This window comes from Arenimonas sp. (assembly GCF_036275555.1).
GTDB lineage: Bacteria > Pseudomonadota > Gammaproteobacteria > Xanthomonadales > Xanthomonadaceae > Arenimonas.
The window spans coordinates 1-23762 of the sequence record NZ_DASUDO010000040.1 but is presented as its reverse complement, the minus strand read 5'-3'; the positions used below and the strand labels follow the sequence as shown (position 1 = coordinate 23762).

Genomic DNA, 23762 nt, shown 5'->3' with positions numbered 1-23762 from the left:
CCGATGCTTCCCGCATGAAAGCATCGGGACTGAAGTCCCTCCCACAGGGGCCGGGCGGGGCAGGTTGGGCTATAATGCGGCCCCTTTCAGCCAACCCCCGGGAACCCGTCCATGAGCATCGACCAACTCGCCGAAATCGCCCAGGCCATGGTGGCCCCGGGCAAGGGCATCATCGCCATCGATGAGTCCACCGCCACCATCAAGAAGCGTTTCGACGGCGTCGGCATCGAGTGCTCGGAAGAGAACCGCCGCGCCTACCGCGAGATGCTGCTGACCACCCCGAAGCTGGGTGACTACATCTCGGGCGCCATCCTGTACGACGAGACCCTGCGCCAGAGCACCAAGGCCGGCGTCCCGTTCACCAAGGTCATGATGGACAACGGCATCCTGCCGGGCATCAAGGTCGACCTGGGCGCCAAGCCGCTGGCCGGCTTCCCGGGTGAGCTGGTCACCGAAGGCCTCGACGGCCTGCGCGAGCGCCTGAAGGAATACGCGAAGCTGGGCGCGAAGTTCGCCAAGTGGCGCGCCGTGATCACCATCGGCGAAGACGCCCCGTCGGGCACCTGCATCGAGGCCAACTGCCACGCGCTGGCCCGCTACGCCGCGCTGTGCCAGGAAGCCGGCATCGTGCCGATGGTGGAGCCGGAAGTGCTGATGGACGGCGACCACGACATCGACACCTGCTACGAGATCACCGAAGTGACCCTGCGCTCGCTGTTCGGCGCGCTGTACGAGCACAACATCATGCTCGAGGGCACCATCCTAAAGGCCTCGATGGTCGTTTCCGGCAAGGACTGCCCGGAGCAGGCCAGCGTCGAGGAAGTCGCCGAGATGACCCTGCGCTGCCTGAAGTCGGCCGTGCCGGCGACCCTGCCGGGCATCGTGTTCCTGTCGGGCGGCCAGAGCGACGACGACGCCACCGCGCACCTCGACGCCATGAACCGCATGGGCGCCAAGCCCTGGCCGCTGAGCTTCAGCTACGGCCGCGCCATGCAGTCGGCGGCGCTCAAGCTGTGGTCGAAGGACCTCACCGGTAACGTCGCTGCCGCGCAGCAGACCGTCTACGCCCGCGCCAAGGCCAACGGCCTGGCCGCGCTGGGCAAGTGGACCAAGGGCGCCTGAGCCCCGACGGCGGGCCCCCGGGCCCGCCAGGTACTCCCTGTGGGAGGGACTTCAGTCCCGACGCTTCTTGCCAAGAAGCCTCGGGACTGAAGTCCCTCCCACAAGTGTTTTTGGGGTCCGGTCGTTCCGGTCGCGTCAACGCTTCGTGCCGTGCTGCGTTTCCCCACGCATGCCCCCGTTCGCGCCCCCGTGACGCCCCGGCCGTACAATCGCGGCACGCTCGTGCCTCCCGGCCGCCGCGCTGAACTTCCGTGTCGTGGCCGGGTCCAGATTGCACCCCGAACCCGGCGCCCCGCCCATCGTGCGGCGCCTGCCAGACCAAGGAACCCCGATCGATGAAGCCGTTCCCGCGACTCCCGTTCGCCCTGCTCGCCGCCGCGCTGGCCCTGGCCGGCTGCGACGCCGAGCAGGCCGCGCCGTCCGGTCCGCCGGCCGCCACCGTCACCGCCACCACGGTCGCCGTGCAGCCGTGGTCCGACACCCTTGAAGCCCTGGGCACCGCCCGCGCCAACGAGTCGGTGATGCTCACCGCCAAGGTCACCGAGACCGTGGTCAAGGTGAACTTCGAGGACGGCGACCTGGTCGAGGCCGGCGACGTGCTGGTGGACCTCTCCGGCCGCGTCGAAGTGGCCGGCCTGGCCGAAGCCGCCGCGGCCTACCGGGAGGCCGAGCAGCAGTTCCGGCGCCAGCAGCAGCTGGCCGCCCAGAAGCTCATCCCCGCCGGCCAGCTCGACACCCAGCGCGCCGCGATGGAGTCCTCGCGCGCCCGGCTGGACGCCACCCGCGCCCGGCTCTCCGACCGCGTGATCACCGCGCCCTTCGCAGGCGTGCTCGGCTTCCGCCAGGTCAGCCCGGGTACGCTGGTGACGCCTGGCACCGCCATCGCCAGCCTCGACGATGTCTCGGTGATCAAGCTCGATTTCGCCGTGCCCGAGGCCTTCCTGTCGGCGGTCGCGCCCGGCCAGGCCATCACCGCCGGCAGCGCCGCCTGGCCCGATCGCGAGTACAGCGGCCTGGTGACGACGGTGGATTCGCGCGTGGACCCGGTCACGCGCGCCGTCACCGTGCGCGCCGAGCTGCCCAACCCGGACCGCGAGCTGCGCCCGGGCATGCTGCTCACCGTCCGCCTGTTCCGCCCCGAGCGCCAGGCCCTGGTGGTGCCCGAGATCGCGGTGATCCAGGTGGCGCAGCGCGCGCACGTGTTCCGCATAAAGGACGACGGCAGCGTCGAGCAGGTGTTCGTGACCCTCGGCCAGCGCCGCCGCGGTGAAGTCGAGGTCGTGGAAGGCCTTTCCGCCGGCGACCGCATCGTCGTGGACGGCGTGGTGAAGCTGCGCGACGGCGCCCGCGTCACCGAGGCCCCGGCGCCGGCCGCCGCCGCCGACGCCCCCGCAGAGAAGGCCGCCTGACGGCGCCCCCGGAGCACGCGATGAACCTCTCCGACGTCTCGATCAAGCGCCCGGTCTTCGCGACCGTCATGAGCCTGCTGCTGGTGGTGCTGGGCCTGTTCGCCTTCACCCGCCTGACGCTGCGCGAGCTGCCCAACATCGACCCGCCGATCGTGTCGGTGTCGGTGGCCTACCCGGGCGCCTCGGCAGCCGTGGTTGAAACCCGCATCACCCAGATCCTCGAGGACGCCGTGGCCGGCATCGAGGGCATCGAGACGGTGGAGTCGCGCAGCCGCAACGGCGAGGCGCAGGTGACGCTGGAGTTCTCGCTGACCCGCGACATCGAAGCGGCCGCCAACGACGTGCGCGACGCCATCAGCCGCGTCGGCGACCGCATGCCCGACGAAGCCGATCCGCCGGAGATCGAGAAGGTCGAGTCCGACGCCGAGGTCATCCTCTGGCTGAACATGAACTCGACCAACATGGACACGCTGGGCCTGAGCGATTACGCCGAGCGCTACGTGGTGGACCGCCTGTCGAGCATCGACGGCGTGGCCCAGGTGCGCGTCGGCGGCCAGCAGCGCTACTCGATGCGCGTCTGGCTCGACCGCGAGGCGCTGGCGGCCCGCGGCCTGACCGTCAACGACGTCGAGAACGCGCTGCGCCGCGAGAACGTGGAGCTGCCGGCGGGCAGCATCGAGTCGCAGGATCGCGACTTCACCCTGCGCGTGATGCGCGGCTACGAGAAAGCGGCCGACTTCGCCGAGCTGACGCTCGCCAAGGGCGACGACGGCTACCTGGTGCGGCTGGGCGACGTGGCCAAGGTCGAGCGCGCCTCGTCCGAGCGCCGCGCCTACTTCCGCGGCAACGGCCAGCCCAACATCGGCCTCGGCGTGGTCAAGACCTCGACCGCCAACAGCCTCGACGTGGCCCGCAGCGTGCAGGACGCGCTGCCGGCGATCCAGGCCACGCTGCCGCAGGGCACCGACATCTTCGTCGCCTTCGACAGCACCACCTTCATCGACGCCGCCATCGACCGCGTGTACTGGACGCTGTTCGAGGCGGTGCTGCTGGTGCTGGTGGTGATCTACCTGTTCCTGGGCAGCGTGCGCGCCGCGCTGATCCCGGCGGTGACGGTGCCGGTGTGCCTGATGACCGTGTTCATCGCGCTGTGGGCCTTCGGTTTCACCATCAACCTGATGACGCTGCTGGCGCTGGTGCTGTGCATCGGCCTGGTGGTGGACGACGCCATCGTGGTGCTGGAGAACGTGCAGCGCCGCGCCGACCTCGGCGAACCGCCGCTGGTCGCGGCGCGCCGCGGCACGGCGCAGGTCGCGTTCGCGGTGATCGCGACCACGGCGGTGCTGGCCGCGGTGTTCCTGCCGGTCGGCTTCATGGAGGGCAACACCGGCCGCCTGTTCCGCGAGCTGTCGGTGGCGATGGCGGCGGCCGTGCTGATCTCGGCCTTCGTGGCGCTGACGCTCACGCCGATGATGTGCTCGCTGCTGATCAAGCCGCACGACCAGCCGCGCGGCCTAAATGCCTGGGTGCAGGACCACCTGGCCTCGCTCGGCCACGGCTACCGCCGCGGCCTGGAGCGCACGGTCGGCCGCCCGGTGATGTTCTTCCTGGTGCTGGTGGGCTGCATCGTGGTCGGCTACGTGCTGACCCTGCGCATCCCGTCCGAGCTGGCGCCGCCGGAAGACCGCGGCTCCTTCTTCGTCAGCGTGTCCGGCCCCGAGGGTGCGGGCTACGACTACACCGTGCAGCAGATGCAGCAGGTGGAGGAAAAACTGTTCCGCTACATCGGCGAAGGCCAGGCCATCGATCGCGCCAACACCCGCGTGCCGGGCGGCTTCGGCCCCGGCGGCGACATGCACACCGGCCAGGCCATCGTGCTGCTCAAGCCCTGGAACGAGCGCGAGGAAAGCACGGCCGAGCTGGTCGAGAAGGTGCGCGCCGACCTGGCCGAGCTGCCCGGCGTGGTGGCCCGCCCGCAGGTGCGCACCGGCCTGGTGCGCAGCGGCGGCCAGCCGCTGCAGATCGTGCTTGGCGGTCCCGACTACGTCGAGCTGGCCGAGTGGCGCGACCGCGTGCTGGCGCGCATGGAGGAGAACCCGGGCCTCTTCGGCGCCGACTCCGATTACAAGGAAACCCGCCCGCAGCTGCGCGTGCAGATCGACCGCGCCCGCGCCGCCGACCTCGGCGTCCCGGTGCAGGAGATCGGCCGCACGCTCGAGACCATGATGGGGTCGCGCCGCGTCACCACGTATGTGGAGGACGGCGAGGAATATGACGTCATCCTGCAGGCGCAGCAGGAGGACCGCGGGTCACCGTCGGACCTCAACAACCTGTACGTGCGTTCGGCCACCACCGGCGAGCTGATCCCGCTGGCGAACCTGGTGACGCTGGCCGAGCTGGCCGAGCCGGGCCAGTTCAACCGCTTCAACCGCCTGCGCGCGATCACCATCAATGCCGGCCTGGCCCCGGGCTACACGCTGGGCGAGGCGCTGGACTGGGTGCGCCAGGTGGCCGACGAGGAGCTGCCCGAGCGCGCCCAGATCGACTACAAGGGCGAGTCGCGCGAGTACCAGAAGGCCGGCGGCGCGGTGCTGTTCACCTTCGCGATGGCGATGCTGATCGTGTACCTGGTGCTGGCGGCGCAGTTCGAGAGCTTCCTGCACCCGCTGGTGATCATGCTGACGGTGCCGTTCGCGGTGCTGGGCGCGCTGGTGGGCCTGTGGCTGTTCGGCAGTTCGCTCAACCTCTTCAGCCAAATCGGCATCGTGATGCTGGTGGGCCTGGCGGCCAAGAACGGCATCCTGATCGTGGAGTTCGCCAACCAGCTGCGCGACGAGGGCATGGCGGTGCGCGACGCGGTGGTCGAATCGGCCACGGTGCGCATGCGCCCGATCCTGATGACCTCGATCGCGACGATCATGGGCGCGGTGCCGCTGGTCGTGGCCGGCGGCCCGGGCTCGGCCAGCCGCGCCACCATCGGCATCGTCATCATCACCGGCGTGGCGCTGTCGACGGTGCTGTCGCTGTTCGTGGTGCCGGCCTTCTACGCGCTGCTGGCGCCGTTCACGCGCTCGCCGGAGGCGGTGGCGCGGAAGCTCGAGAAGCTGGAGGCCGAGACGCCGGCGGTGGGGGGCCACGCCTGATCAAAGGGCGTATGCACTTTGATCCCCACGATTCTGCGAATCGTGGGCCCCGAGGCACGTTTGCTCCCGATCCCCGCGCCTTCGGCGCGCCCCCCTTACCAAGGGGGGGTTCCTTCTTTGGGCATCCGGTAGACTTGGGCTCCTTGATTTCCGCGCCTTGCTTTGACGGGCGAAGCCTATGACTGACCGTAAGCCGCCGAATGGCGATTCTCCTTATCGTGGGCCGCCGGCGGGGAAGCCGCGGGATAAGCGCGAGCGGGCGCGTGATCGGCAGTCGCGTGGTCCTGCTTCACCGGAGCCGGGCGCGCGTCGTCCGGTGGTGGACGCAGGTTCTGGTCGGCGACCGGCTGCGCAGGCAGGTGGTCCGCGGCGGCCGCTATCCGCGCAGGAGTTGGCCCGGGACGAGGCGGATGCGGAGCTGTTGCGCGGCAGCGTCGCCGCGCCGAAGCCGCCGCGGGAGCAGCGGATCCATGGGTTCAATGCCTGCCTCGCGATGTTCGCGCGGCGGCCCGGGGACCTGCGCAAGGTGTGGCTGCTCGAGTCCCGCATCCCGGCGCTGAAGGCCGTGCTGGCGCACTGCGTCCAGCACCGCCTGGGCTACTCCGTGGTCGGCGACGACGACCTGCGCAAGCTCTCGGGCAGCGAGCACCACGAGGGCGTCGTGTTCGGCGCCGTGCCCGCGGCCGAGCAGAACCTTTCTGAGTGGCTGCGCACGCTGCCGCCCGGTCCGCAGTTGGCGATCTGGCTCGACGGCGTGGGCAACCCGCACAACCTCGGCGCGATCCTGCGCTCGGCGGCGCACTTCGGTGCCGCCGGCCTGCTGCTGCCCAAGGACGGCGCGCTCGCGCTGTCGGGCGCCGCGGCGCGCGTGGCCGAGGGCGGCGCCGAGCAGGTGCCGCTGGTGCGCCTGGGCCGCAGCGACAACAGCCTGGCCCAGCTGGCGTCGGCCGGATTCCAGGCGGTCGCGACCGTGGTGCGCGGCGGCCAGCCGCTCTACGGCACGGCCTTGCCCGGCCGCCTGCTGCTGGTGATGGGCGCCGAGCAGACCGGCCTCGATCCGGCGCTGGCCCAGGCCGCGGCGCTGCGGCTGGGCATCCCGGGCACCGGCGCGGTCGAGAGCCTCAACGTCGCCGCGGCCACCGCGGTCTTCCTGGGCGAGTGGTGGCGCCAGCACCGGGCCGGATGAATCCTTGGTTCATCAAGGCCTTGGCATACTTGCGCGCATGAAAACCCGCCTGATCCTGCTGCTGGCCCTGCTCCTGTCCGTCGCCACCGCGCCCGTCGCGGCCGCGAGGACCGAGTACGACGTCGACTACACCGTCCAGTTCCTGCCCACCGCGGGCGAGGCGGCCGTCACCATCCGCATCACCCCGGGCGAGGGCTCGGCGCGGCGCCTGCGCCTGCACATGCCCGAGGCGCGTTACACCAACGTGCGCGGCGACGGCGCGATCACCCGCAAGGGCGACACCGTGACCTGGGTGCCCGACCGCGAGAAGGCCTCGCGACTTCGCTTCCGCTACCGCATCGACAACGAGCGGCGCGGCGGCGGCTACGACGCCCGCATGACCGAGGACTGGGTGATCGTGCGCGGCGACGACCTGATCCCGCGCGCGGCGGTCAGCGCCACCAAGGGCGCCGACTCAAGCACCCGCCTGCGCTTCATCCTGCCCAAGGGCTGGGGCAACGTGGACACGCCCTACCTGCGGGCGAACAACGGCCGATCCTTCGTCATCGTCAATCCCGACCGCAACTTCGATCGTCCCGTGGGCTGGATCATCGCCGGCGCGGTGGGCACCCGCCGCGAGGTGATCGAGGGCACCGAGATCAGCGTCGCCGGCCCGAAGGGCGACGTGATCCGCCGCAACGACATGCTGGCCTTCTTCAATTCGCTGGTGCCCGAGTTCAAGCAGGCGTTCGGCGAGGTGCCGCGCAAGCTGCTGATCGTGAGCGCCGGCGACCCGATGTGGCGCGGCGGGCTGTCGGGCCCGCGTTCGCTGTTCCTGCACGCCGATCGCCCGCTGATCAGCGAGAACGGCACCAGCACGCTCACCCACGAGCTCACGCACGTGATCACCCGCATCCGCGGCGCCGAGGACGACGACTGGATCGCCGAGGGCCTGGCCGAGTTCTACTCGATCGAGCTGCTGCGCCGCGCCGGCCTGCTGAGCGACGCCCGCGCCGACAAGGCGCAGGACTGGATGGCCAACCACGGCCGCGACATCAAGTCGCTCTCATCGAACCGCTCTCACGGTCCCCGCACGGCGCGCGCGGTGCAGCTGCTGCGCGAGCTCGACGCGGAAATCCGCCAGGCCACCCGTGGCAAGCGCGACCTCGACGACGTGGTTCAGGCCCTGCTGCCCCTGCGCGAAGTCTCCCGCGAAGACCTCCGCGAGCAAACCGAGAAACTCCTCGGCCGCCCCTCCCGCGTCCTCGCCACCCCGCTGCTGGACTGACCGCGCGTACTCGCGGCGGGTGGCGGTGATGTGGGTTGGCGTGTCCGAACGCGGATCAAGGCGGAAAAAACGGATAAAGGCGGATCAAGAGCATGATTGAGGAGATCCTCGCTGCCCGCCAGGGCTGGCGAAGATCCACTCCAACCGCCTTATCCGCCTTTATCCGTTTTTTCCGCCCTGATCCGCGTACAAAAAAATCAGGGCGTGGTTTTCGCCGGAACGCGCCCGAAGTCGACGGCGGTCTCCGCCGCCAGGTAAGCCAGCACCGCGTAAGCGGCGACCTGCTGGTCGAGTGCCTTGGGGTCGATTTTGTCGAGGGTGTCGTTCGGGGTGTGGTGGTAGTCGAAGTAGTCGGTGCCGTCCTGCGCCAGCTGCGCCCAGGTGGCGCCCTTGGCCACGATCGGGCCGACGTCCGGGCCCGGGCTGCCAACGCCCGCTTCGGTGGCCACGCCCAGCGGCGCCAGCACCTCGCCGATTTTCTCGATCACCGGCCACGCGGCCGGATCCACGCCCGCGCGCAGCGCGTAGACGCGGCCCGCGCCGAAGTCGCTCTCCGCGCTGAGCTGGTGCGCGTCGATCTCGCCGGCCGCCTCGCGGGCGTCCGCGTAGGCCTTGCCGCCGTACAGGCCCTGCTCCTCGTTGGCGTAGGCGATGACGCGGATCGTGCGCCGCGGCGCCTGCGGCAGTTCGCCGATCAGCGCACCCGCCGCCATCGTGATGCCCACGCCGGCGCCGTCGTCGATGGCGCCGGTGCCCTGGTCCCACGAATCAAGGTGGCCTCCGATCGTCACCACCTCGCCCGGCAGCTCGCGGCCGGTGATCTCGCCGATGACGTTGTGCGAGGTGTAGGCCTCGCGCGTCTCCGCCGAGATGTCCAGGCGCAGCGTCACCGGCCTGCCGCGGCCGAGCATGTGCACCAGCAGGTCGGCGTCGGGATTGGAGAGCGCGGCGGCCGGGATGCGCGGCACGTCCGGCACATAGCGCATGGTGCCGGTGTGCGCGAAGCGGTTGGAGCTGGTACCGATCGAGCGGATCACGATCGCCACGGCGCCCTTGCGCGCCGCCTCGACCGCGCCGTTGCTGCGCGCGCCCACTGCCGGGCCGTAGCCGCGGCCGTCCTTGAAGCGGACCATGCGGTTGGAGATGAAGGCGATCTTGCCGGCCAGGCTGCCCTCGGGCGCGGCCTTGAGCGCGTCCAGCGTGGCGAACTCCACCACTTCGGCATCGATCGGCGCGTCGCCGGTGCCGACGCTGCCGCCGAGCGCGGTCACGACCAGCGGCTGCGGGAACGGCGCCAGCACCTCGGCGCGCTCGCGCTGGCGCAGCCAGACCGGGAAGGTCACCGGCTCGAGGTACACCTTGTCGAAGCCCATCGCCTTGAACTTCGCCTCGGCCCAGCGCACCGCGCGGGCGTCGGCCTCGGTGCCGGCCAGGCGCGGACCGACCTCGGTGGTGAGCGATTCCACCACCGACCAGGCGGTGCTGCCAGCCAGCGCCTTCGCGCGCAGCGAGTCGGCCACGGCGATGTCGCCGGCCTCCAGGCCGGTGGCGTCGGCGGCGAAGGCGGGGCCGGCCAGCAGGGCGCAAGCGAGCAGGGTCTTGGCAAGGCGCATTCGGTGTCTCCGTCAGCAAGACGCCGGCCACGGGGGCCGGCGTCGGTGGGTGGGTGCGAGGCTCAGCGCTTGAGCGCGTCGCGGATCTCGGTGAGCAGCTTGACCTCGGCGCTGGGCTCGGCCGGCGCCGCGGGGGCCGCCTCCTGCTTGCGCTTGAGCGAGTTGATGACCTTCACCGCCACGAAGATCGCGAAGGCGATGATCAGGAAATCGACGATGGTCTGGATGAAGGCGCCGTACCGGATGAGCACCGCGGCCACCTCGGCGCCGGCGGCGTCCACGCTGGCCGGCTTGAGCTCGAAGGCCAGGTCGCTGAAGTTGACGCCGCCGACCGCGTAGCCGATGGCCGGCATGATGATGTCGTTGACCAGCGAGGCGACGATCTTGCCGAAGGCGGCGCCGATCACCACGCCCACGGCGAGGTCGACCACGTTGCCGCGCATCGCGAATTCCTTGAACTCCGAAACCATGCCCATGCGTGTTCTCCCCGTTCGGTGGATGGTGGTGCCGCCCCCGGAATCTACACCGGACGCGCCGCTCAGGCGATATCGCCCTCGAGCGCCAGCAAGCCCTCGACCTCGGCGCGGAAGCGGTCGCCCGGCACCAGCGCGGCCACGCCCGCCGGCGTGCCCATGAAGACCAGGTCGCCGGCCTTGAGCGCGTAGAGCTTCGAGAGTTCGTGCAGGACCTCGGCGACCGTGAAGACCATGGTGTCGAGCGGCGCCTGCTGCCGCAGCCCGCCGTTGACGCGGAGCGACAGGGTGCGCGTGAAGACATCGCCGGCCGCGGCCACCGGCACCAGCTCGCTGGCGGGCGCGGAATGGTCGAAGCCCTTGGCGGTGTCCCAGGGCAGGCCCTTGGCCTTCGCATTCGCCTGCAGGTCGCGGCGCGTAAGGTCCAGGCCGACGCCGTAGCCGAATACCAGCGCCGGCGCGCGCTCGACGCTCACTTCACCGTCCGCGTCGCGGCCCAGCGCCACCACCAGTTCCACCTCGTGGTGCAGGTCGCGGGTGCCGGGCGGGTAGGGCACGCGGCCGCCGCCGGCGACGACGGCATCGCCGGGCTTCATGAAGAACACCGGGTTGCCGCGGTCCACCGTGGCGCCCATTTCCTTGGCATGGTCGGCGAAATTGCGGCCCACGCAGTAGATGCGGCGCACCGGGAACACGGCGTCGCTGCCGCGCACGGGCAGGGTGGTCGGGGCGGGGACGGGGATCACGGTGGCGGTCATGGCGCGGCTCCGGAAGGACCGGCCAAGTTTAACTTCGGGAGGCGTGTGCGGACCGGGAAGACGGTCCGGGTTCCGCCGGCTTCAGCGCAGGCCGAGCGGGGTGCCGGTCTTGCGGACTTCGACGAACTCGCCTTCGATGACGCCAGCGTCGGCGCGCACCTTGGCGGCGCTGGGGCGCAGCAGGCGGCGCGCCGCCGCGAACAGCAGCATGCCCAGGCCCACCACCAGGCCGACGGCGACCAGCACCAGCAGCAGCGCGAGGCCAAGCACGCCCACCAGCAGCTTCAGGAGCGGGCTGCGGGGCTTGCTGGGGCAGTAGCTGAAGAATCGTTGGGCGCGGAAGAACATGGGGGGCGTGGCAGAATGCTGGGAGACGGAGTATGGCGAGGGCGGATGTGAAAAGTGTAAGCGGTTCGTTAATCCGGCTGCCCGTGCTGCCGCCCGAGGGGCTGTCGGAAACCGAGGTCGAGATCGACGGCGAGCCGCAGTCGCTGGTGCTGCGCCGGCATGGCGACGTGGTGAAGGCCTGGCTCAACATCTGCCCGCATGCCGGCCGCCGCCTGGACTGGGCGCCGGGTCGCTTCCTCGTGGACCAGGGACGCCTGGTGTGCGCCGCGCACGGCGCCAGCTTCGAGATGGAGCATGGCCAGTGCGTGGCCGGTCCGTGCAAGGGGGCGTCGCTGGTCGCCGTCGCGGTGACCGTGGACGCCGGCTAGAACATCAGGTTGATCACCAGCAGCACGACGCCCAGGTAAACCAGCGTCAGCGGCGCGCCGACCCGCCACAGGTCGCGCGGACGATAGCCGGCGGGCCCGGTCACCATCGCCAGCACCGGGTTCGACACGCTCAGGAAATTGTTCGAGGCCGACAGCGCGACCACCAGCGCGAACGCGACCGGGTTGCCGCCCACCGCCAGCGCGATGTTGATCGCCATCGGCACCATCACCACGGTGGCGCCGACGTTGCCGATCACCAGGGTGAAGGCGGTGGCCAGCAGGCCCACCGCGGCCTCCAGCACCCAGACGGGAACATCGGGCCCGATGCGCTCGAGCACCACCTGGGCCACCCAGCTCGCGGCGCCGGTGGAATCCATCGCCCAGCCCAGCGGGATCAGGCAGGCCATCAGGAACACGGTCTTCCAGCTCACCGCCGAATAGGCCTCGTCCATGTTCAGCACGCCGGCCAGCATCATCGCGGCGGCGCCGGTCATCAGCGCGATCGGCACCGGCACCAGCGTGGTCAGCGCCAGCGTCATCGCGCCGACGAACACGCCCAGCGCCCACCAGAACTTCTGCGGCCGCTGCTCGCCCTTGGGGTAGTCGGTGACGACCACGAAGTCGCGGCTCTCGCTGGCCTGCGCCAGGTCGGTCCAGATGCTGTGGAAGACCAGCATGTCGCCGGCCTTGAGCGGCATGCGCCGGATGTCCTCGCGCCAGACCTGGTTCTCGCGGTTGATCGCCAGCAGGCTGATGCCGAAGCGCTTGCGCAGCTGCAGCTGGGCCTGGGTCTTGCCGAGGAAGGACGAGGTGGGCGGGATCACCGCCTCGGAAATGCCCGAGCGGCTGGGATTGAACAGGTCGGCGAAGTTGCGCAGGCGCGCCGACATGCGCAGCAGGTTCTTCTGCGCGTAGTCCTGGATCGCCTCGCGCGGGCCCATCACGCCCAGCACGCTGCCGACCCAGATCATCTGGTCGGCCGGCGGCGCCAGGCGCGACTCATTGCCGCTGAGCAGGGCCAGCAGCAGCGGCGCGTCGCGCTGCGCCTCGGCCTCGCCGACCGACATGCCCACCAGCGGGCTCTCGGCGGTGACGCTGAGTTCGAACACGTCGCCCTCGATGCCGTAGGCGCTGGCGAAGTAACTTTGCGTGCGGCTGGGCGCCACGCTCTTGTCCTCGCCCTTGCCGAGCATCCGCGGCCCACGCCAGCGGAAGTAGGCCAGGCCCACCAGCAGCAGCGCCGCACCCACCGGCAGCGGCCCGAACATCGGCAGCGGTTCGAGCGTGGCCGCGCCTGAGGGCAGGTTGCGGTTGGCGGCCACCAGCAGGTCGTTGAGCAGCATCAGCGGCGAGCTGCCGATCATGGTGAGGCCGCCGCCCATCACGATCGCGGCGGCGACCGGCAGCAGCAGGCGCGACAGGCTGATGCCGGAACGGCCGGACACGCGCGAGACCACCGGCAGGAACAGCGCCATCACCGACGGGTTCTGCATGAAGCCCGAGATCACGCCGGCCATGGTCGAGGTGAGGAAGATCAGCCGCTCCTCCATGCCCTTGGACACGCGCAGCAGCCACACCGCCAGCCGGTTCAGCGCGCCGGTGCGGTCCAGGCCCGCGCCCAGGATCATGGTGGCGATCACGCTGATCACCGCGTTGCCCGAGAAGCCGTTGAACAGCTGGTTGGCCGGCACCAGCCCGGTCAGGCCCAGCGTGACCAGCACCACCAGCGCGGTCGCGTCGGCGCGGATGCGCTCGATCATGAACATGGTGATCGTGAAGCCAACCAGCCCCAGCACGAGCATCATGTCGCGGGTGAGGGTGAGGCCGGTCTCCATGCGCGTGCGGTCGCCCCTAGGTCCGGTCGTACAGCAGGTCCCAGACGCCGTGGCCCAGCTTCAGGCCACGGGTCTCGAAGTGGGTTTGCCGCCGCCAGTCGGGCCGCGGCGCGGTGCCGCGCGGGCCGGCGCGGTTGCGCAGGCGCGGCTCGGCGTCGAGCACGTCCCACAGGTGCTCGGCGTAGTTCTCCCAGTCGGTGGCCAGGTGCAGCAGGCCGCCGGGCTTGAGCCGGTCGCAGAGCACCGCCACGAACTCCGGCTGCACCAGCCGCCGCTTGTGGTGCCGCTTCTTGTGCCAGGGATCGGGGAAATAGACGCGCACCTCGTCCAGCGAGGCCGGGGCGACCTCGTGCTGCAGCACGTCCACCGCGTCGTGCTGGTACACGCGCAGGTTGCGCAGGCCCTCGGCCGCGGCGGCGTTGAGCAGGCGGCCGACGCCGGGGCCGTGCACTTCGATGCCGATGAAGTCGCGGTCGGTCTCGCGGGCGGCGGCGAACAGCAGCTGCTCGCCGTTGCCAAAGCCAATCTCGACCACGCGTGGCGCATGCCGGCCGAACACGGCATCGAAGTCGCGCGGCTCGCCGCGGTAGTGCAGGCCCAGCGCCGGCCAGTGCAGGTCGAAGGCCCGCTTCTGCGCCTCGGTCTGGCGGCCCTGGCGCAGTACGAAGCTGCGGATCGGGCGGTGCCGGCGGTCGGCTTCGGCTTGGTCGGGGCTGTCGCTCATCCCGCCGCCCGCCTCAGAGGAAGTGGCCGTCGAGCGGCGAGGAGGCGTTGGCGTTGCGCTTCTTCGGGATGCGGCCGGCGAGGAAGGCCTCGCGGCCGGCTTCCACGGCCTTTCGCATGGCGCTGGCCATCAGGATCGGATCGCGGGCGCCGGCGATGGCGGTGTTCATCAGCACGCCGTCGCAGCCCAGCTCCATCGCGATCGCGGCGTCGGAGGCGGTGCCGACGCCGGCATCCACCAGCACGGGCACCTTGGCGTTCTCGACGATCTCGAGGATGGACCAGCGGTTCTGCACGCCCAGGCCCGAGCCGATCGGCGCGGCCAGCGGCATCACCGCCACGCAGCCGATTTCCTCCAGGCGCTTGGCGACGATCGGGTCGTCGGAGGTGTAGACCATCACCTCGAAGCCTTCGGCGACCAGGGTCTCGGCGGCCTTCAGCGTCTGCACCACGTCGGGATAGAGCGTGCGCGCATCGCCCAGCACTTCCAGCTTCACCAGGCGGTGGCCATCGAGCAGTTCGCGCGCCAGCCGGCAGGTGCGCACGGCCTCCTCGGCGGTGTAGCAGCCGGCGGTGTTGGGCAGCAGCGTGTAGCGGTCGGGCGGCAGCACGTCGAGCAGGTTCGGCGCGTGGGGGTCCTGGCCGAGGTTGCTGCGGCGGATGGCGACGGTGACGATCTCGGCGCCCGCGGCCTCGGTGGCCAGGCGGGTCTGTTCGAAGTCGACGAACTTGCCGGTGCCGGTCAGCAGGCGGGAGCGGTAGGTCTTGCCGGCGATCACCAGCGGATCGGCGGGCGAGGGGGATTCGGGGCCATTCATGCCCGGATTATGGCCCGATTGCGCCGCCGCGTTAACCCTTTCTTAATCCCGCATTCACCGTTCCCTCTTTGTAGGAGGGCCTTCAGGCCCGAAGCTTTTCGGCGAAGAGCTTCGGGCCTGAAGGCCCTCCTACAGGGCCGGGACTAGCCGCCGCCGATGGCGTGGATGATTTCGACCCGGTCGCCGTCGGCCAGCACGTGGCTGGCGTGCTGGCTGCGCGGCACGACGTCGAGGTTGACCTCGACCGCGACCTTGCGGCCGGCGTAACCGGCGGCCTCGAGCAGGGCGGCGAGGGTGGTGCCCGCGGCGATCTCGCGGGCCTGGCCATTGAGCTGGATTTGCATGGCCCGGATTTTATCGCGTTGCGGGCGCCCGCGGCGGTCGCCATAATCGCCGCCAGACGCGGGTGTAGCTCAATGGTAGAGCTGTTGCTTCCCAAGCAACTGACGAGGGTTCGATTCCCTTCACCCGCTCCATCGTCCCGCGCCGCTCCCCCTGGAGGATCCATGCCGCACCCCGTCCCGCTGGGTTGGCGTGAGTGGCTGTCCTTGCCGGATCTCGGGATCGTCGCGGTCCGCGCCAAGGTCGACACCGGTGCGCGCTCCTCCGCCCTGCACGTACTCGACCAGGAAACCCTGCACCGCGACGGCGTCGAGCACGTGCGCTTCCTGCTCGACACCGGCGTGCCCGGCCAGGCGCCCCAGCCGGCGCAGGCGCGCGTGATCGACCGCCGCCGCGTCACCGACTCCGGCGGCCACGTCACCGAGCGGCCCTTCATCCTCACCCGTCTGCGCATGGCGGGGCAGGAGTGGGAGGCCGAAGTGAACCTGACGCATCGGCGCAACATGCTCTTCCCCATGCTGCTGGGCCGCACCGCGCTGGCCGGCCGCTTCCTGGTCGACCCGGCCAGCTCCTTCCTGCAGGGCGACCCGCCCGAAGGCCTGATCCCGCCGTGAAACTCGCCATCCTCTCCCGCAACGCGAAGCTTTATTCGACCCAGCGCCTGGTCGAAGCCGGCCGCCAGCGCGGCCACGTCGTGCGCGTGCTCGACCCGCTGCGCTGCTACATGCAGATCGCGCCGGGCCAGTTCCTGATGCGCTACAAGGGCAAGCCGTTGACCGGCATCGACGCGGTGGTGCCGCGCATCGGCGCCTCGGTGACGCGCTACGGCAGCGCGGTGCTGCGCCAGTTCGAGCTGATGGGCACCTACACCCCCAACGGCTCCGACGCCATCCTGCGCGCCCGCGACAAGCTGCGCTGCCACCAGATACTGGCCGGCGAAGGCCTGGGCCTGCCGCTCACGGTGTTCGGCGACAACCCCGACGACACCACCGACCTGCTGGGGATGCTCGGCAAGCCGCCGCACGTGATCAAGCTCAACGAGGGCACCCAGGGCGCCGGCGTGATCCTGGCCGAGAACGCGGGGGCCTCGCGCAGCGTGGTCGAGGCCTTCCGCGGGCTGTACGCGAATTTCCTGGTGCAGGAGTTCATCGCCGAGGCCAAGGGGGCCGACCTGCGCTGCTTCGTGGTCGGCGACCAGGTGGTCGCGGCGATGCGCCGCCAGGCCAGCGACGGCGAGTTCCGCTCCAACCTGCACCGGGGCGGCAAGGCCAGCCCGGTCCGGCTCAGCGAGGATGAGATCGCCACCGCCCTGAGCGCGGCCCGGGTGATGGGGCTCGGCGTTGCAGGCGTGGACCTTCTGCGCTCAAAGCGGGGGCCATTGGTGCTGGAAGTGAACTCCAGCCCCGGTCTGGAGGGCATCGAGGGCGCCACCGGGGTGGACGTGGCGGGCGCGATCGTCGATTTCGTCGCCGCCGGGGTCCGGCCCCGGCCGCGGGCCGCCCGGAAGACCCCGGCCAAGGCGCGAAAATTAACCAAAGCCTGAGCCGGATTTAACGACTCTTTAATGCCTCCCGGCCTAGCCTTGCTGGGCCGGTAAGCCTGCTGGGAACTCCTCGTCAGACGCACCATCCAAGGATTACGGCAATCGGGGCAGTAGCAACCTTTCGGCCCGGGCTGGCGCCATCAAAAGCGTCCCCGGGCCTTTTTCTTTTATCCTGCGCCAAGCACGGGGCCACCTGCCCTGGATGAAGTGACCGAATGCGAATCCTGGTGGTCGAGGACAACCGTGACATCGCCGCGAACCTGGGGGATTACCTCGAGGACCGCGGCCACACCGTCGACTACGCCGCCGATGGCGTGACCGGCCTGCACCTGGCCGTGGTCAACGACTTCGACGCCATCGTCCTCGACCTCAACCTGCCGGGCATGGACGGCCTGGAGGTCTGCCGCAAGCTGCGCCAGGAAGGCCGCAAGCAGACGCCGGTGCTGATGCTCACCGCGCGCGACTCGCTGGACAACAAGCTCGAGGGCTTCGAGTCGGGCGCCGACGACTACCTGGTCAAGCCCTTCGCGCTGCAGGAAGTGGAGGCGCGCCTGGCCGTGCTGGCCCGCCGCGGCAAGGCCGCGCAGCCGCGCGTGCTGCAGGTGGCCGACCTCGAGTACAACCTCGACACGCTGGAGGTTCGCCGCGGCGGCAAGCTGCTGCAGCTCAACCCGACCGCGCTGAAGATCCTGCAGTCGCTGATGGAGGCGTCGCCCTCGGTGGTGACGCGCCAGGAGCTCGAGACCCGCGTGTGGGGCGAGGAGCTGCCGGACAGCGATTCCCTGCGCGTCCACATCCACGGCCTGCGCGCCGCGGTGGACAAACCCTTCGACAAGGCGCTGGTGCAGACCCGCCACGGCATCGGCTACCGGATCGCCGACCCCGAAGCGAGCTGACCGCATGCGCTACCGGCGTAGGCTTCGCAGCCGGATCATCCTGTCGTTCTTCCTGTTCGGCCTCGGCCTGACGGGCCTCTTCGCCGCGGCCACGGTGCTGCTGCGCGAGCGGCTGGAGGACCAGCTGATCGGCGAGGCGCTGTTCGAGAACGTCACCGACTACGCCGAGGGCTTCCGCCGCAACCCGGAGGAGGCAGGCGGCCTGCCGTTCGAGAAGATCAAGGGCATCGTCTTCAGCGAGCGGCGCTTCGGCAACGTGCCCTTCAACTGGCGCGACCTGCCCGAGGGCGTGCACGAGATCACCGACCGCGACGAGAACGGCCGGTCGCGCACCTACAAACTGGCGGTGAAGAAGGACCCGGATTACTGGTTCTTCCTCAGCTACGACATCGCCCAGGAACGCGCCAGCCAGCAGCAGCTTTCGTACTCGCTGGTGGGCGTGGTGTTCCTGTTCTCGCTGCTGTCGCTGGTGATCGGCTTCTGGTCGTCCAAGCGCGTGATCAGCCCGCTGACCGAACTGGCCCGGCGCATGCGTGCCCTGGCCGGCAGCGAGCGGCCCGAGAAGCTGGCCCCGCACTTCGCCGACGACGAGGTCGGCCAACTGGCGGCGGTGCTGGATGACTACGCCGAGCAGATGACGTCGCTGGTGCGGCGCGACCGCGAGTTCAACTCCGACGTCAGCCACGAGCTGCGAACGCCGCTGGCGGTGATCCGCGGTGCGACCGAGCTGCTGCTGGCCAAGCCGGACCTGCCCGACAAGACCCGCCAGCGCCTGCAGCGGATCGAGCGCGCGGCCGTGCAGAGTACCGACCTGACCACGGCGCTGCTGTTGCTCTCGCGCAACGAACGCGGCGTCGGCCACACCCTGCTGCTCAAGCTGTGCGAGCAGCTCGCCGACGCCAGCCGCACCCAGCTGGGTGGCAAGCCGGTGGACGTGGTGGTGGAGGGAGACCCCTGGGCCGCGGTGGAGGCGCCCGAGGCCGTGCTCTCGGTGGCCCTCGGCAACCTGATCGGCAACGCCTGCAAGTACACCAACGAAGGCGAGGTGCGCATCATCGTCGAGGCCGACCAGGTGCGCATCGAGGACACCGGCCCGGGCCTGAGCGAGGAAGACGCCGCGCGCCTGTTCGAACGCGGCTACCGCGGCTCCGGCGCCGGCGGCACGGTCGGCGGCGGCATCGGCCTCTCCATCGTCCGCCGCCTGTGCGAACTCTACGACTGGCAGGTGTCCATTGCGCCGCGGCCCGAGCATGGGGCGGTGGCGGTGTTGCGGTTTGCGGGTGCTGCGACGGGGGCGGGAGGCGCTAGCGGAAGAGTAGGAGTTAGTGGATAGGAGTTAGGAGTTAGTGGAAGCAGGGTGCGGCGAAAGCGTTGCTCTCACTAACTCCTAACCCCTAACCCCTACTTACTAACTCCCACGCTCGTCCCGCGTCAGACGAACTCCAGCCATCCGTGATCGTCCGTCGTACGGCCATCAAACAGCCCAAAGTAGAGGTCCTGGATCCGGCGGGTGAGGTCACCCGGCTTGCCGGTACCGACCTGGCGGCCGTCCACCGAGCGGATCGGGGTGATCTCGGCCGCGGTGCCGCACATGAAGAGCTCGTCGCACAGGTAGAGGTACTCACGCGGGATGTCGCGCTCGACCACCTCGATGCCGCGGGCCTTCGCCAGGGTGATGATGGTGTTGCGGGTGATGCCGTTGAGCAGCGCCGCGCTGACCGGCGTGGTGTGCAGCGCGCCGTCCATCACCAGGAACAGGTTTTCGCCGGCGCCTTCGCTGAGCAGGCCGGTGGAGGCGAGCGCGATGCCTTCGCCGAAGCCGAGGCGGCGCGCCTCGCGTGCCACCAGCTGGCCGCTGAGGTAGTTGCCGCCGGCCTTCGCGCCCGCGGGGATCGTGTTCGGCGCGAAGCGCTGCCAGCTCGACACGCAGGCGTCGATGCCGGCCTCGAGCACGTCGGGGCCCAGGTACGGACCCATGTGCCAGGCCGCAATGGCGAGGTCGGTGGGCGTGTCGGCCGAGAGGCCGAAACCGCCGAGGCCGCGGTAGGCGATCGGGCGCAGGTAGGCGCGCTCGAGCTTGTTGGCGGTGATGACGTCGCGGCAGGCCTGGGCCAGCGTGGGCACGTCGTAGGGCATGGCCATGTCGTAGATCTTGGCCGAGGCGTACAGGCGCTTGAGATGATCGGTGAGGCGGAAGATCGCCTGGCCCTTGGGCGTGGCGTAGCTGCGGATGCCCTCGAACACCGACGAGCCGTAGTGCAGGCCGTGCGCCATGACGTGCACGGTGGCCTCGGCCCAGGGCTTGATGCGGCCGTTGTGCCAGATGTGTTCGGGGTACTGCATCGCCATGGCGGACTCCTGCGGGGAAGCGCGCAGTTTATCCGTTCGGCCCGGGCCCCGCGTCAGAGCTCCAGCCACCAGCAGCCCACGTGGCGCTGCAGGCGGAAGCGGGTGCTGCGGCTGCCCGCATCGGTGTCGCCGGCCATCTGCTCCACGTCCAGCCCTACAGGGCGAGGCCCCGGTGCCGTCCCGGGCGCGAGGCCAGGCGCGGGGTCAGGTTCGCTTGCCGCGTCCGCCGGGGCCTGGGGCGCGGCGTCCGCGGCGGACCGTGAGCCTGACGCCGGGCTGGGCGCGGTTGCCGCGGCCGGGGCAGGTGGCTCCGGGCCGAAAGCCATCTGCGGGTCAGTCGGTGTGGCCGGCGCCGGATAGGCCAGGGCCACGGCCACCAGCGGGCGGTTGGCGATCGCCTCGAGCTCGTCCATCACCTGCAGCGCGCCGCGATTGCCGGTACCGGCCCAGTGGTAGTAGCTGGCCAGGCGATTCACGTCGCGGGATTCCAGCGCCGTGCGCACGCCCTGCAGCAGGGCATCGGCGCTGCGGGCGCAGCCGCGGGGCGCGAAGCCGGGCGCATAGGCGCCGGGCGCCGGGCCGGGCACGCCCTTCGGCACGGCGTCCACGCTGGCGCAAGGGCGGTCGGTGAAGACGGTGTTGCCCCGGGCGTCGGTGCAGCGCTGCACGCCCTGCGCCGCGGCAGGCGAGGGCAGGGCCAGGAGAACCAAGAGGGCGGGCAGCAGCAAGCGCATGCCCGGAGCCTAGCGCGAAGCTCAGCCCAGGCGGGTGATCACGGCTTCGGTCGGCTTGGCGAGGTTCAGGGTGTAGAAGTGCAGCTCGGGTGCGCCGCCCTCGATCAGTCGGCGGCACATGGCCGCCACCACGTCGGACGCGAATTCGCGGATGGCCTCGGCGTCGTCGCCATAGGCCTGCATGCGCTTGCCGATCCAGCGCGGGATCTCGGCGCCACAGGCCTCCGAGAAGCGCCGCAGCTGGGTGAAGTTCGAGATCGGCATGATGCCCGGGATCACCGGGATGGCGAGGCCGGCCTTGCGCACGTCGTCGACGAAGCGGAAGTAGGCGTCGGCGTTGAAGAAGTACTGGGTGATCGCGGAATCCGCGCCTGCGTCGACCTTTTCCTTGAAGCGGCGCAGGTCGGCCAGGGCATCCTCGGCCTGCGGGTGGGTTTCCGGGTAGCAGCCCACTTCGATGTGGAAGTGGTCGCCGAACTCGTTGCGGATGAAGCGCACCAGGTCCGAGGCGTAGTGCAGGTCGCCGGGCCGGGCCATGCCCGAGGGCAGGTCGCCGCGCAGCGCGACGATGCGGTCGCAGCCCAGGGCCTTGTACTCGCCCAGCAGCTGGCGGATCTCGTCGCGGGTGCCGCCGACGCAGCTCAGGTGCGGCACGCCGTTGAGGCCGTGGTGCTCCCGCAGGCGCCGCACCGTCTCGCCGGTGTAGGACAGGGTGGAACCGCCTGCGCCAAAGGTCACCGAGCCGAACCGCGGCGCGTACTTCTTGAGCCGCCCCACCGTGCGGTCGAGCTGCTGCCGCTGTTCCTCGGTCTTGGGCGGATAGAACTCGAAGCTGAGCTGGGGCATCGGGGCACCTCGGTCGGATGCCCGAACTATATCGCTCCATCCGGATGAAAGGAACAACGGCGAATCAAATGAACCTGGTTCATTTGATTCACCCGTTGCTGCGAGAATTCCGGGATGAAGATCGCCCTGACTGAATTCGCCCGCACCCGCCTCTTCCCGGCCGACGGCCGCCGGACCGCCATCCAGGACATCACGCCCGCCCAGTTCGTCGAGCGGCTCAACGCCGAGGCGCCCGAGCGGGTGCTGCCGGGCTACGCGCCCTTCTGCCGGCTGCACGTGCACCGCAACTGGACCTCGACCAAATGCTCGGTGATCCCGATCACCGACGAGAATCGCCACCAGCTGCGCAGCGCCTACGAGGCCCGCACGCGCGAGGAGCTGCCGGTGCTGGTGCGCTGGTTCGAGGGCCTGGAGCCGCCGGTGGCGAACTACCTGGTGCCCATCCTCTACAGCCGCGAGCAGATGGCGAAGGAAGGTACGCCGGTGGATGCCGACTGGGGCATCGTCGGCTGCTTGTACACCATGGAACCCGACGAAATCCCGATGGTCCCCATCACCATGATGCGCAATGCCCTGGGCGTGGAGGAGGGCGGCTCCGGTGTCCCCCTCGACCGCGCCGCCTATCGCCGCAGCGTGGCCTTCTGGTCGGCCCACGCGAACTGGAGATAGTTGTTTTTGCCACGGATGAACACTGATGAACACGGATAGGTCAAAAGCGCACAGCTGACGTTTGGTCTTCGCCAGCAAATCGATTTCGCGATGACCGAAGCTAGCGTTGTTCTCTATCCGTGTTCATCAGTGTTCATCCGTGGCCAATACGTCCTAAAAAGAAACGGGCGCCCGAGGGCGCCCGCCAGGGTGAAGCGAGAGCGGTGGATCAGTAGCGGTAGTGGTCCGGCTTGTACGGGCCGTCCTTCGAGACGCCCAGGTACGCGGCCTGCTCGTCGGTCAGGGTGGTCAGCTTCACGCCGATCTTCTCGAGGTGCAGGCGGGCCACTTCCTCGTCCAGCTTCTTGGGCAGGATGTAGACCTTGGCCTCGTAGGTGTCCTTGTTGGCCCACAGGTCGATCTGCGCCAGGGTCTGGTTGGCGAACGAGTTCGACATCACGAACGACGGGTGGCCCGTGGCGCAGCCCAGGTTCACCAGGCGGCCCTCGGCCAGCAGGAAGATGCTGTTGCCGTTCTTGAAGGTGTACTTGTCCACCTGCGGCTTGATGTTCAGGCGCACCGCGTCGGAGGCGTTGAGCTTGTCGACCTGGATCTCGTTGTCGAAGTGGCCGATGTTGCAGACGATGGCCTGGTCCTTCATCTTCGACATGTGCTCGAGCGTCAGCACGTCCTTGTTGCCGGTGGTGGTGACGTAGATGTCGCCGCGGCCCAGGGTGTTCTCGACGGTGTTGACCTCGAAGCCTTCCATCGCCGCCTGCAGGGCGTTGATCGGGTCGATCTCGGTGACCACCACGCGGCAGCCGTAGGCGCGCAGCGAGTGGGCCGAGCCCTTGCCGACGTCGCCGTAGCCGCAGACCACCGCGACCTTGCCGGCCAGCATCACGTCCATCGCGCGCTTCAGGCCGTCGGCCAGCGACTCGCGGCAGCCGTAGAGGTTGTCGAACTTCGACTTGGTGACCGAGTCGTTGACGTTGATGGCCGGGACCAGCAGCTTGCCGGCCTCGAGCATCTGGTACAGGCGGTGCACGCCGGTGGTGGTCTCCTCGGAGACGCCCTTCCAGTCCTTGACCACGGTGGTCCAGAAACCCGGACGCTCCTTGGCCACACGCTTGAGCAGGTCCTTGATCACCTGCTCTTCGTGCGAGCCGGAGGCCGAGTTCACCCAGCTGGTGTCGCCCTGTTCCAGCTCGTAGCCCTTGTGGATCAGCAGGGTGACGTCGCCGCCGTCGTCGACGACCAGCTCCGGCCCCTTGCCGCCGGGGAAGCTGATGGCGTCGAGCGTGCAATCCCAGTACTCCTCCAGCGTCTCGCCCTTCCAGG

General features: G+C 69.9%; 23 protein-coding genes and 1 tRNA gene. 12 read left to right on the top strand and 12 right to left on the bottom strand.

Annotated elements, in window-relative coordinates; all coding sequences use genetic code 11:
* Positions 1-111 precede the first annotated feature (111 nt).
* From VFV21_RS11150 to VFV21_RS11130, 5 genes are all read left to right on the top strand, one after another.
* The gene (locus VFV21_RS11150) at positions 112-1122 is read left to right on the top strand and encodes a class I fructose-bisphosphate aldolase (protein ID WP_329669501.1); all 1011 of its coding nucleotides are present in this window, start codon (positions 112-114) and stop codon (positions 1120-1122) included.
* Positions 1123-1457: 335 nt separating this feature from the next.
* Positions 1458-2531 carry an efflux RND transporter periplasmic adaptor subunit gene (locus VFV21_RS11145; protein WP_329669500.1) on the top strand — a complete coding sequence of 358 codons (1074 nt, stop codon included), beginning with the start codon at positions 1458-1460 and terminating at the stop codon, positions 2529-2531.
* 20 nt (positions 2532-2551) lie between these two features.
* Positions 2552-5674: an efflux RND transporter permease subunit gene (locus VFV21_RS11140; RefSeq protein WP_329669499.1), complete on the top strand. Its 3123-nt coding sequence runs from the start codon at positions 2552-2554 to the stop codon at positions 5672-5674.
* Positions 5675-5990: 316 nt separating this feature from the next.
* Complete coding sequence (locus VFV21_RS11135) at positions 5991-6860, top strand: TrmH family RNA methyltransferase (protein WP_414638563.1); 870 nt, start codon at positions 5991-5993, stop codon at positions 6858-6860.
* Positions 6861-6897: 37 nt separating this feature from the next.
* Positions 6898-8127, top strand: coding sequence for a hypothetical protein (locus VFV21_RS11130; RefSeq protein WP_329669497.1), 1230 nt, complete (start codon positions 6898-6900; stop codon positions 8125-8127).
* A gap of 197 nt (positions 8128-8324) precedes the next feature.
* On the opposite strand, the gene VFV21_RS11125 is transcribed toward VFV21_RS11130, so the two are convergent.
* The 4 genes from VFV21_RS11125 to VFV21_RS11110 form a co-directional block, all read right to left on the bottom strand.
* Positions 8325-9740 carry a M28 family peptidase gene (locus tag VFV21_RS11125; protein ID WP_329669496.1) on the bottom strand — a complete coding sequence of 472 codons (1416 nt, stop codon included), beginning with the start codon at positions 9738-9740 and terminating at the stop codon, positions 8325-8327.
* 62 nt (positions 9741-9802) lie between these two features.
* The gene (gene mscL, locus VFV21_RS11120) at positions 9803-10216 is read right to left on the bottom strand and encodes a large-conductance mechanosensitive channel protein MscL (protein ID WP_329669495.1); all 414 of its coding nucleotides are present in this window, start codon (positions 10214-10216) and stop codon (positions 9803-9805) included.
* Between the two features lie 62 nt (positions 10217-10278).
* Positions 10279-10971: a fumarylacetoacetate hydrolase family protein gene (locus VFV21_RS11115; protein WP_329669494.1), complete on the bottom strand. Its 693-nt coding sequence runs from the start codon at positions 10969-10971 to the stop codon at positions 10279-10281.
* Between the two features lie 81 nt (positions 10972-11052).
* Entirely contained in the window at positions 11053-11319 is a 267-nt protein-coding gene (locus VFV21_RS11110) for a hypothetical protein (protein ID WP_329669493.1), read from the bottom strand.
* A gap of 32 nt (positions 11320-11351) precedes the next feature.
* Between VFV21_RS11110 and VFV21_RS11105 the strand changes: the two genes are divergently transcribed.
* Positions 11352-11687, top strand: coding sequence for a Rieske (2Fe-2S) protein (locus tag VFV21_RS11105; RefSeq protein WP_329669492.1), 336 nt, complete (start codon positions 11352-11354; stop codon positions 11685-11687).
* Here the strand turns inward: VFV21_RS11105 and VFV21_RS11100 are convergent.
* The 4 genes from VFV21_RS11100 to thiS form a co-directional block, all read right to left on the bottom strand.
* Positions 11684-13522, bottom strand: a complete 1839-nt coding sequence (locus VFV21_RS11100) for an SLC13 family permease (protein WP_329669491.1) — start codon at positions 13520-13522, stop codon at positions 11684-11686. The genes VFV21_RS11105 and VFV21_RS11100 overlap by 4 nt on opposite strands.
* Positions 13523-13538: 16 nt before the next feature.
* Positions 13539-14246 carry a tRNA (guanosine(46)-N7)-methyltransferase TrmB gene (trmB, locus tag VFV21_RS11095; protein WP_329669490.1) on the bottom strand — a complete coding sequence of 236 codons (708 nt, stop codon included), beginning with the start codon at positions 14244-14246 and terminating at the stop codon, positions 13539-13541.
* Between the two features lie 13 nt (positions 14247-14259).
* Entirely contained in the window at positions 14260-15063 is an 804-nt protein-coding gene (locus VFV21_RS11090; protein WP_329669489.1) for a thiazole synthase, read from the bottom strand.
* A 143-nt stretch (positions 15064-15206) separates the two neighbouring features.
* Positions 15207-15407, bottom strand: coding sequence for a sulfur carrier protein ThiS (thiS, locus tag VFV21_RS11085; protein WP_329669488.1), 201 nt, complete (start codon positions 15405-15407; stop codon positions 15207-15209).
* A gap of 58 nt (positions 15408-15465) precedes the next feature.
* Between thiS and VFV21_RS11080 the strand changes: the two genes are divergently transcribed.
* From VFV21_RS11080 to VFV21_RS11060, 5 genes are all read left to right on the top strand, one after another.
* Positions 15466-15539 (top strand) — tRNA-Gly (locus tag VFV21_RS11080).
* A gap of 30 nt (positions 15540-15569) precedes the next feature.
* Complete coding sequence (locus VFV21_RS11075; protein WP_329669487.1) at positions 15570-16019, top strand: ATP-dependent zinc protease; 450 nt, start codon at positions 15570-15572, stop codon at positions 16017-16019.
* A complete protein-coding gene (gene rimK, locus VFV21_RS11070) occupies positions 16016-16948 on the top strand; it encodes a 30S ribosomal protein S6--L-glutamate ligase (protein WP_329669486.1) in 933 nt (310 codons plus the stop codon). Before VFV21_RS11075 ends, rimK begins: the two co-directional genes overlap by 4 nt.
* A gap of 215 nt (positions 16949-17163) precedes the next feature.
* Positions 17164-17844, top strand: coding sequence for a response regulator transcription factor (locus VFV21_RS11065; protein WP_034214694.1), 681 nt, complete (start codon positions 17164-17166; stop codon positions 17842-17844).
* A gap of 4 nt (positions 17845-17848) precedes the next feature.
* Positions 17849-19177 (top strand): HAMP domain-containing sensor histidine kinase, encoded by a 1329-nt coding sequence (locus tag VFV21_RS11060; protein ID WP_329669485.1) that lies wholly within the window; start codon positions 17849-17851, stop codon positions 19175-19177.
* A gap of 98 nt (positions 19178-19275) precedes the next feature.
* Here the strand turns inward: VFV21_RS11060 and VFV21_RS11055 are convergent, their stop codons facing one another.
* Genes VFV21_RS11055 through metF form a run of 3 tightly spaced genes read right to left on the bottom strand, consistent with a single transcriptional unit; the run spans position 19276 to position 21773 of the window.
* Complete coding sequence (locus tag VFV21_RS11055) at positions 19276-20193, bottom strand: branched-chain amino acid transaminase (protein WP_329669484.1); 918 nt, start codon at positions 20191-20193, stop codon at positions 19276-19278.
* Between the two features lie 53 nt (positions 20194-20246).
* Entirely contained in the window at positions 20247-20927 is a 681-nt protein-coding gene (locus VFV21_RS11050) for a DUF4124 domain-containing protein (RefSeq protein ID WP_329669483.1), read from the bottom strand.
* 21 nt (positions 20928-20948) lie between these two features.
* Complete coding sequence (gene metF, locus VFV21_RS11045) at positions 20949-21773, bottom strand: methylenetetrahydrofolate reductase [NAD(P)H] (protein WP_329669482.1); 825 nt, start codon at positions 21771-21773, stop codon at positions 20949-20951.
* Positions 21774-21887: 114 nt separating this feature from the next.
* Between metF and VFV21_RS11040 the strand changes: the two genes are divergently transcribed.
* Complete coding sequence (locus tag VFV21_RS11040; protein ID WP_329669481.1) at positions 21888-22442, top strand: DUF3228 family protein; 555 nt, start codon at positions 21888-21890, stop codon at positions 22440-22442.
* A 208-nt stretch (positions 22443-22650) separates the two neighbouring features.
* On the opposite strand, the gene VFV21_RS11035 is transcribed toward VFV21_RS11040, so the two are convergent.
* Positions 22651-23762 (bottom strand): adenosylhomocysteinase (locus VFV21_RS11035; RefSeq protein ID WP_329669480.1); only part of this gene is annotated, 1112 nt, incomplete at its 5' end.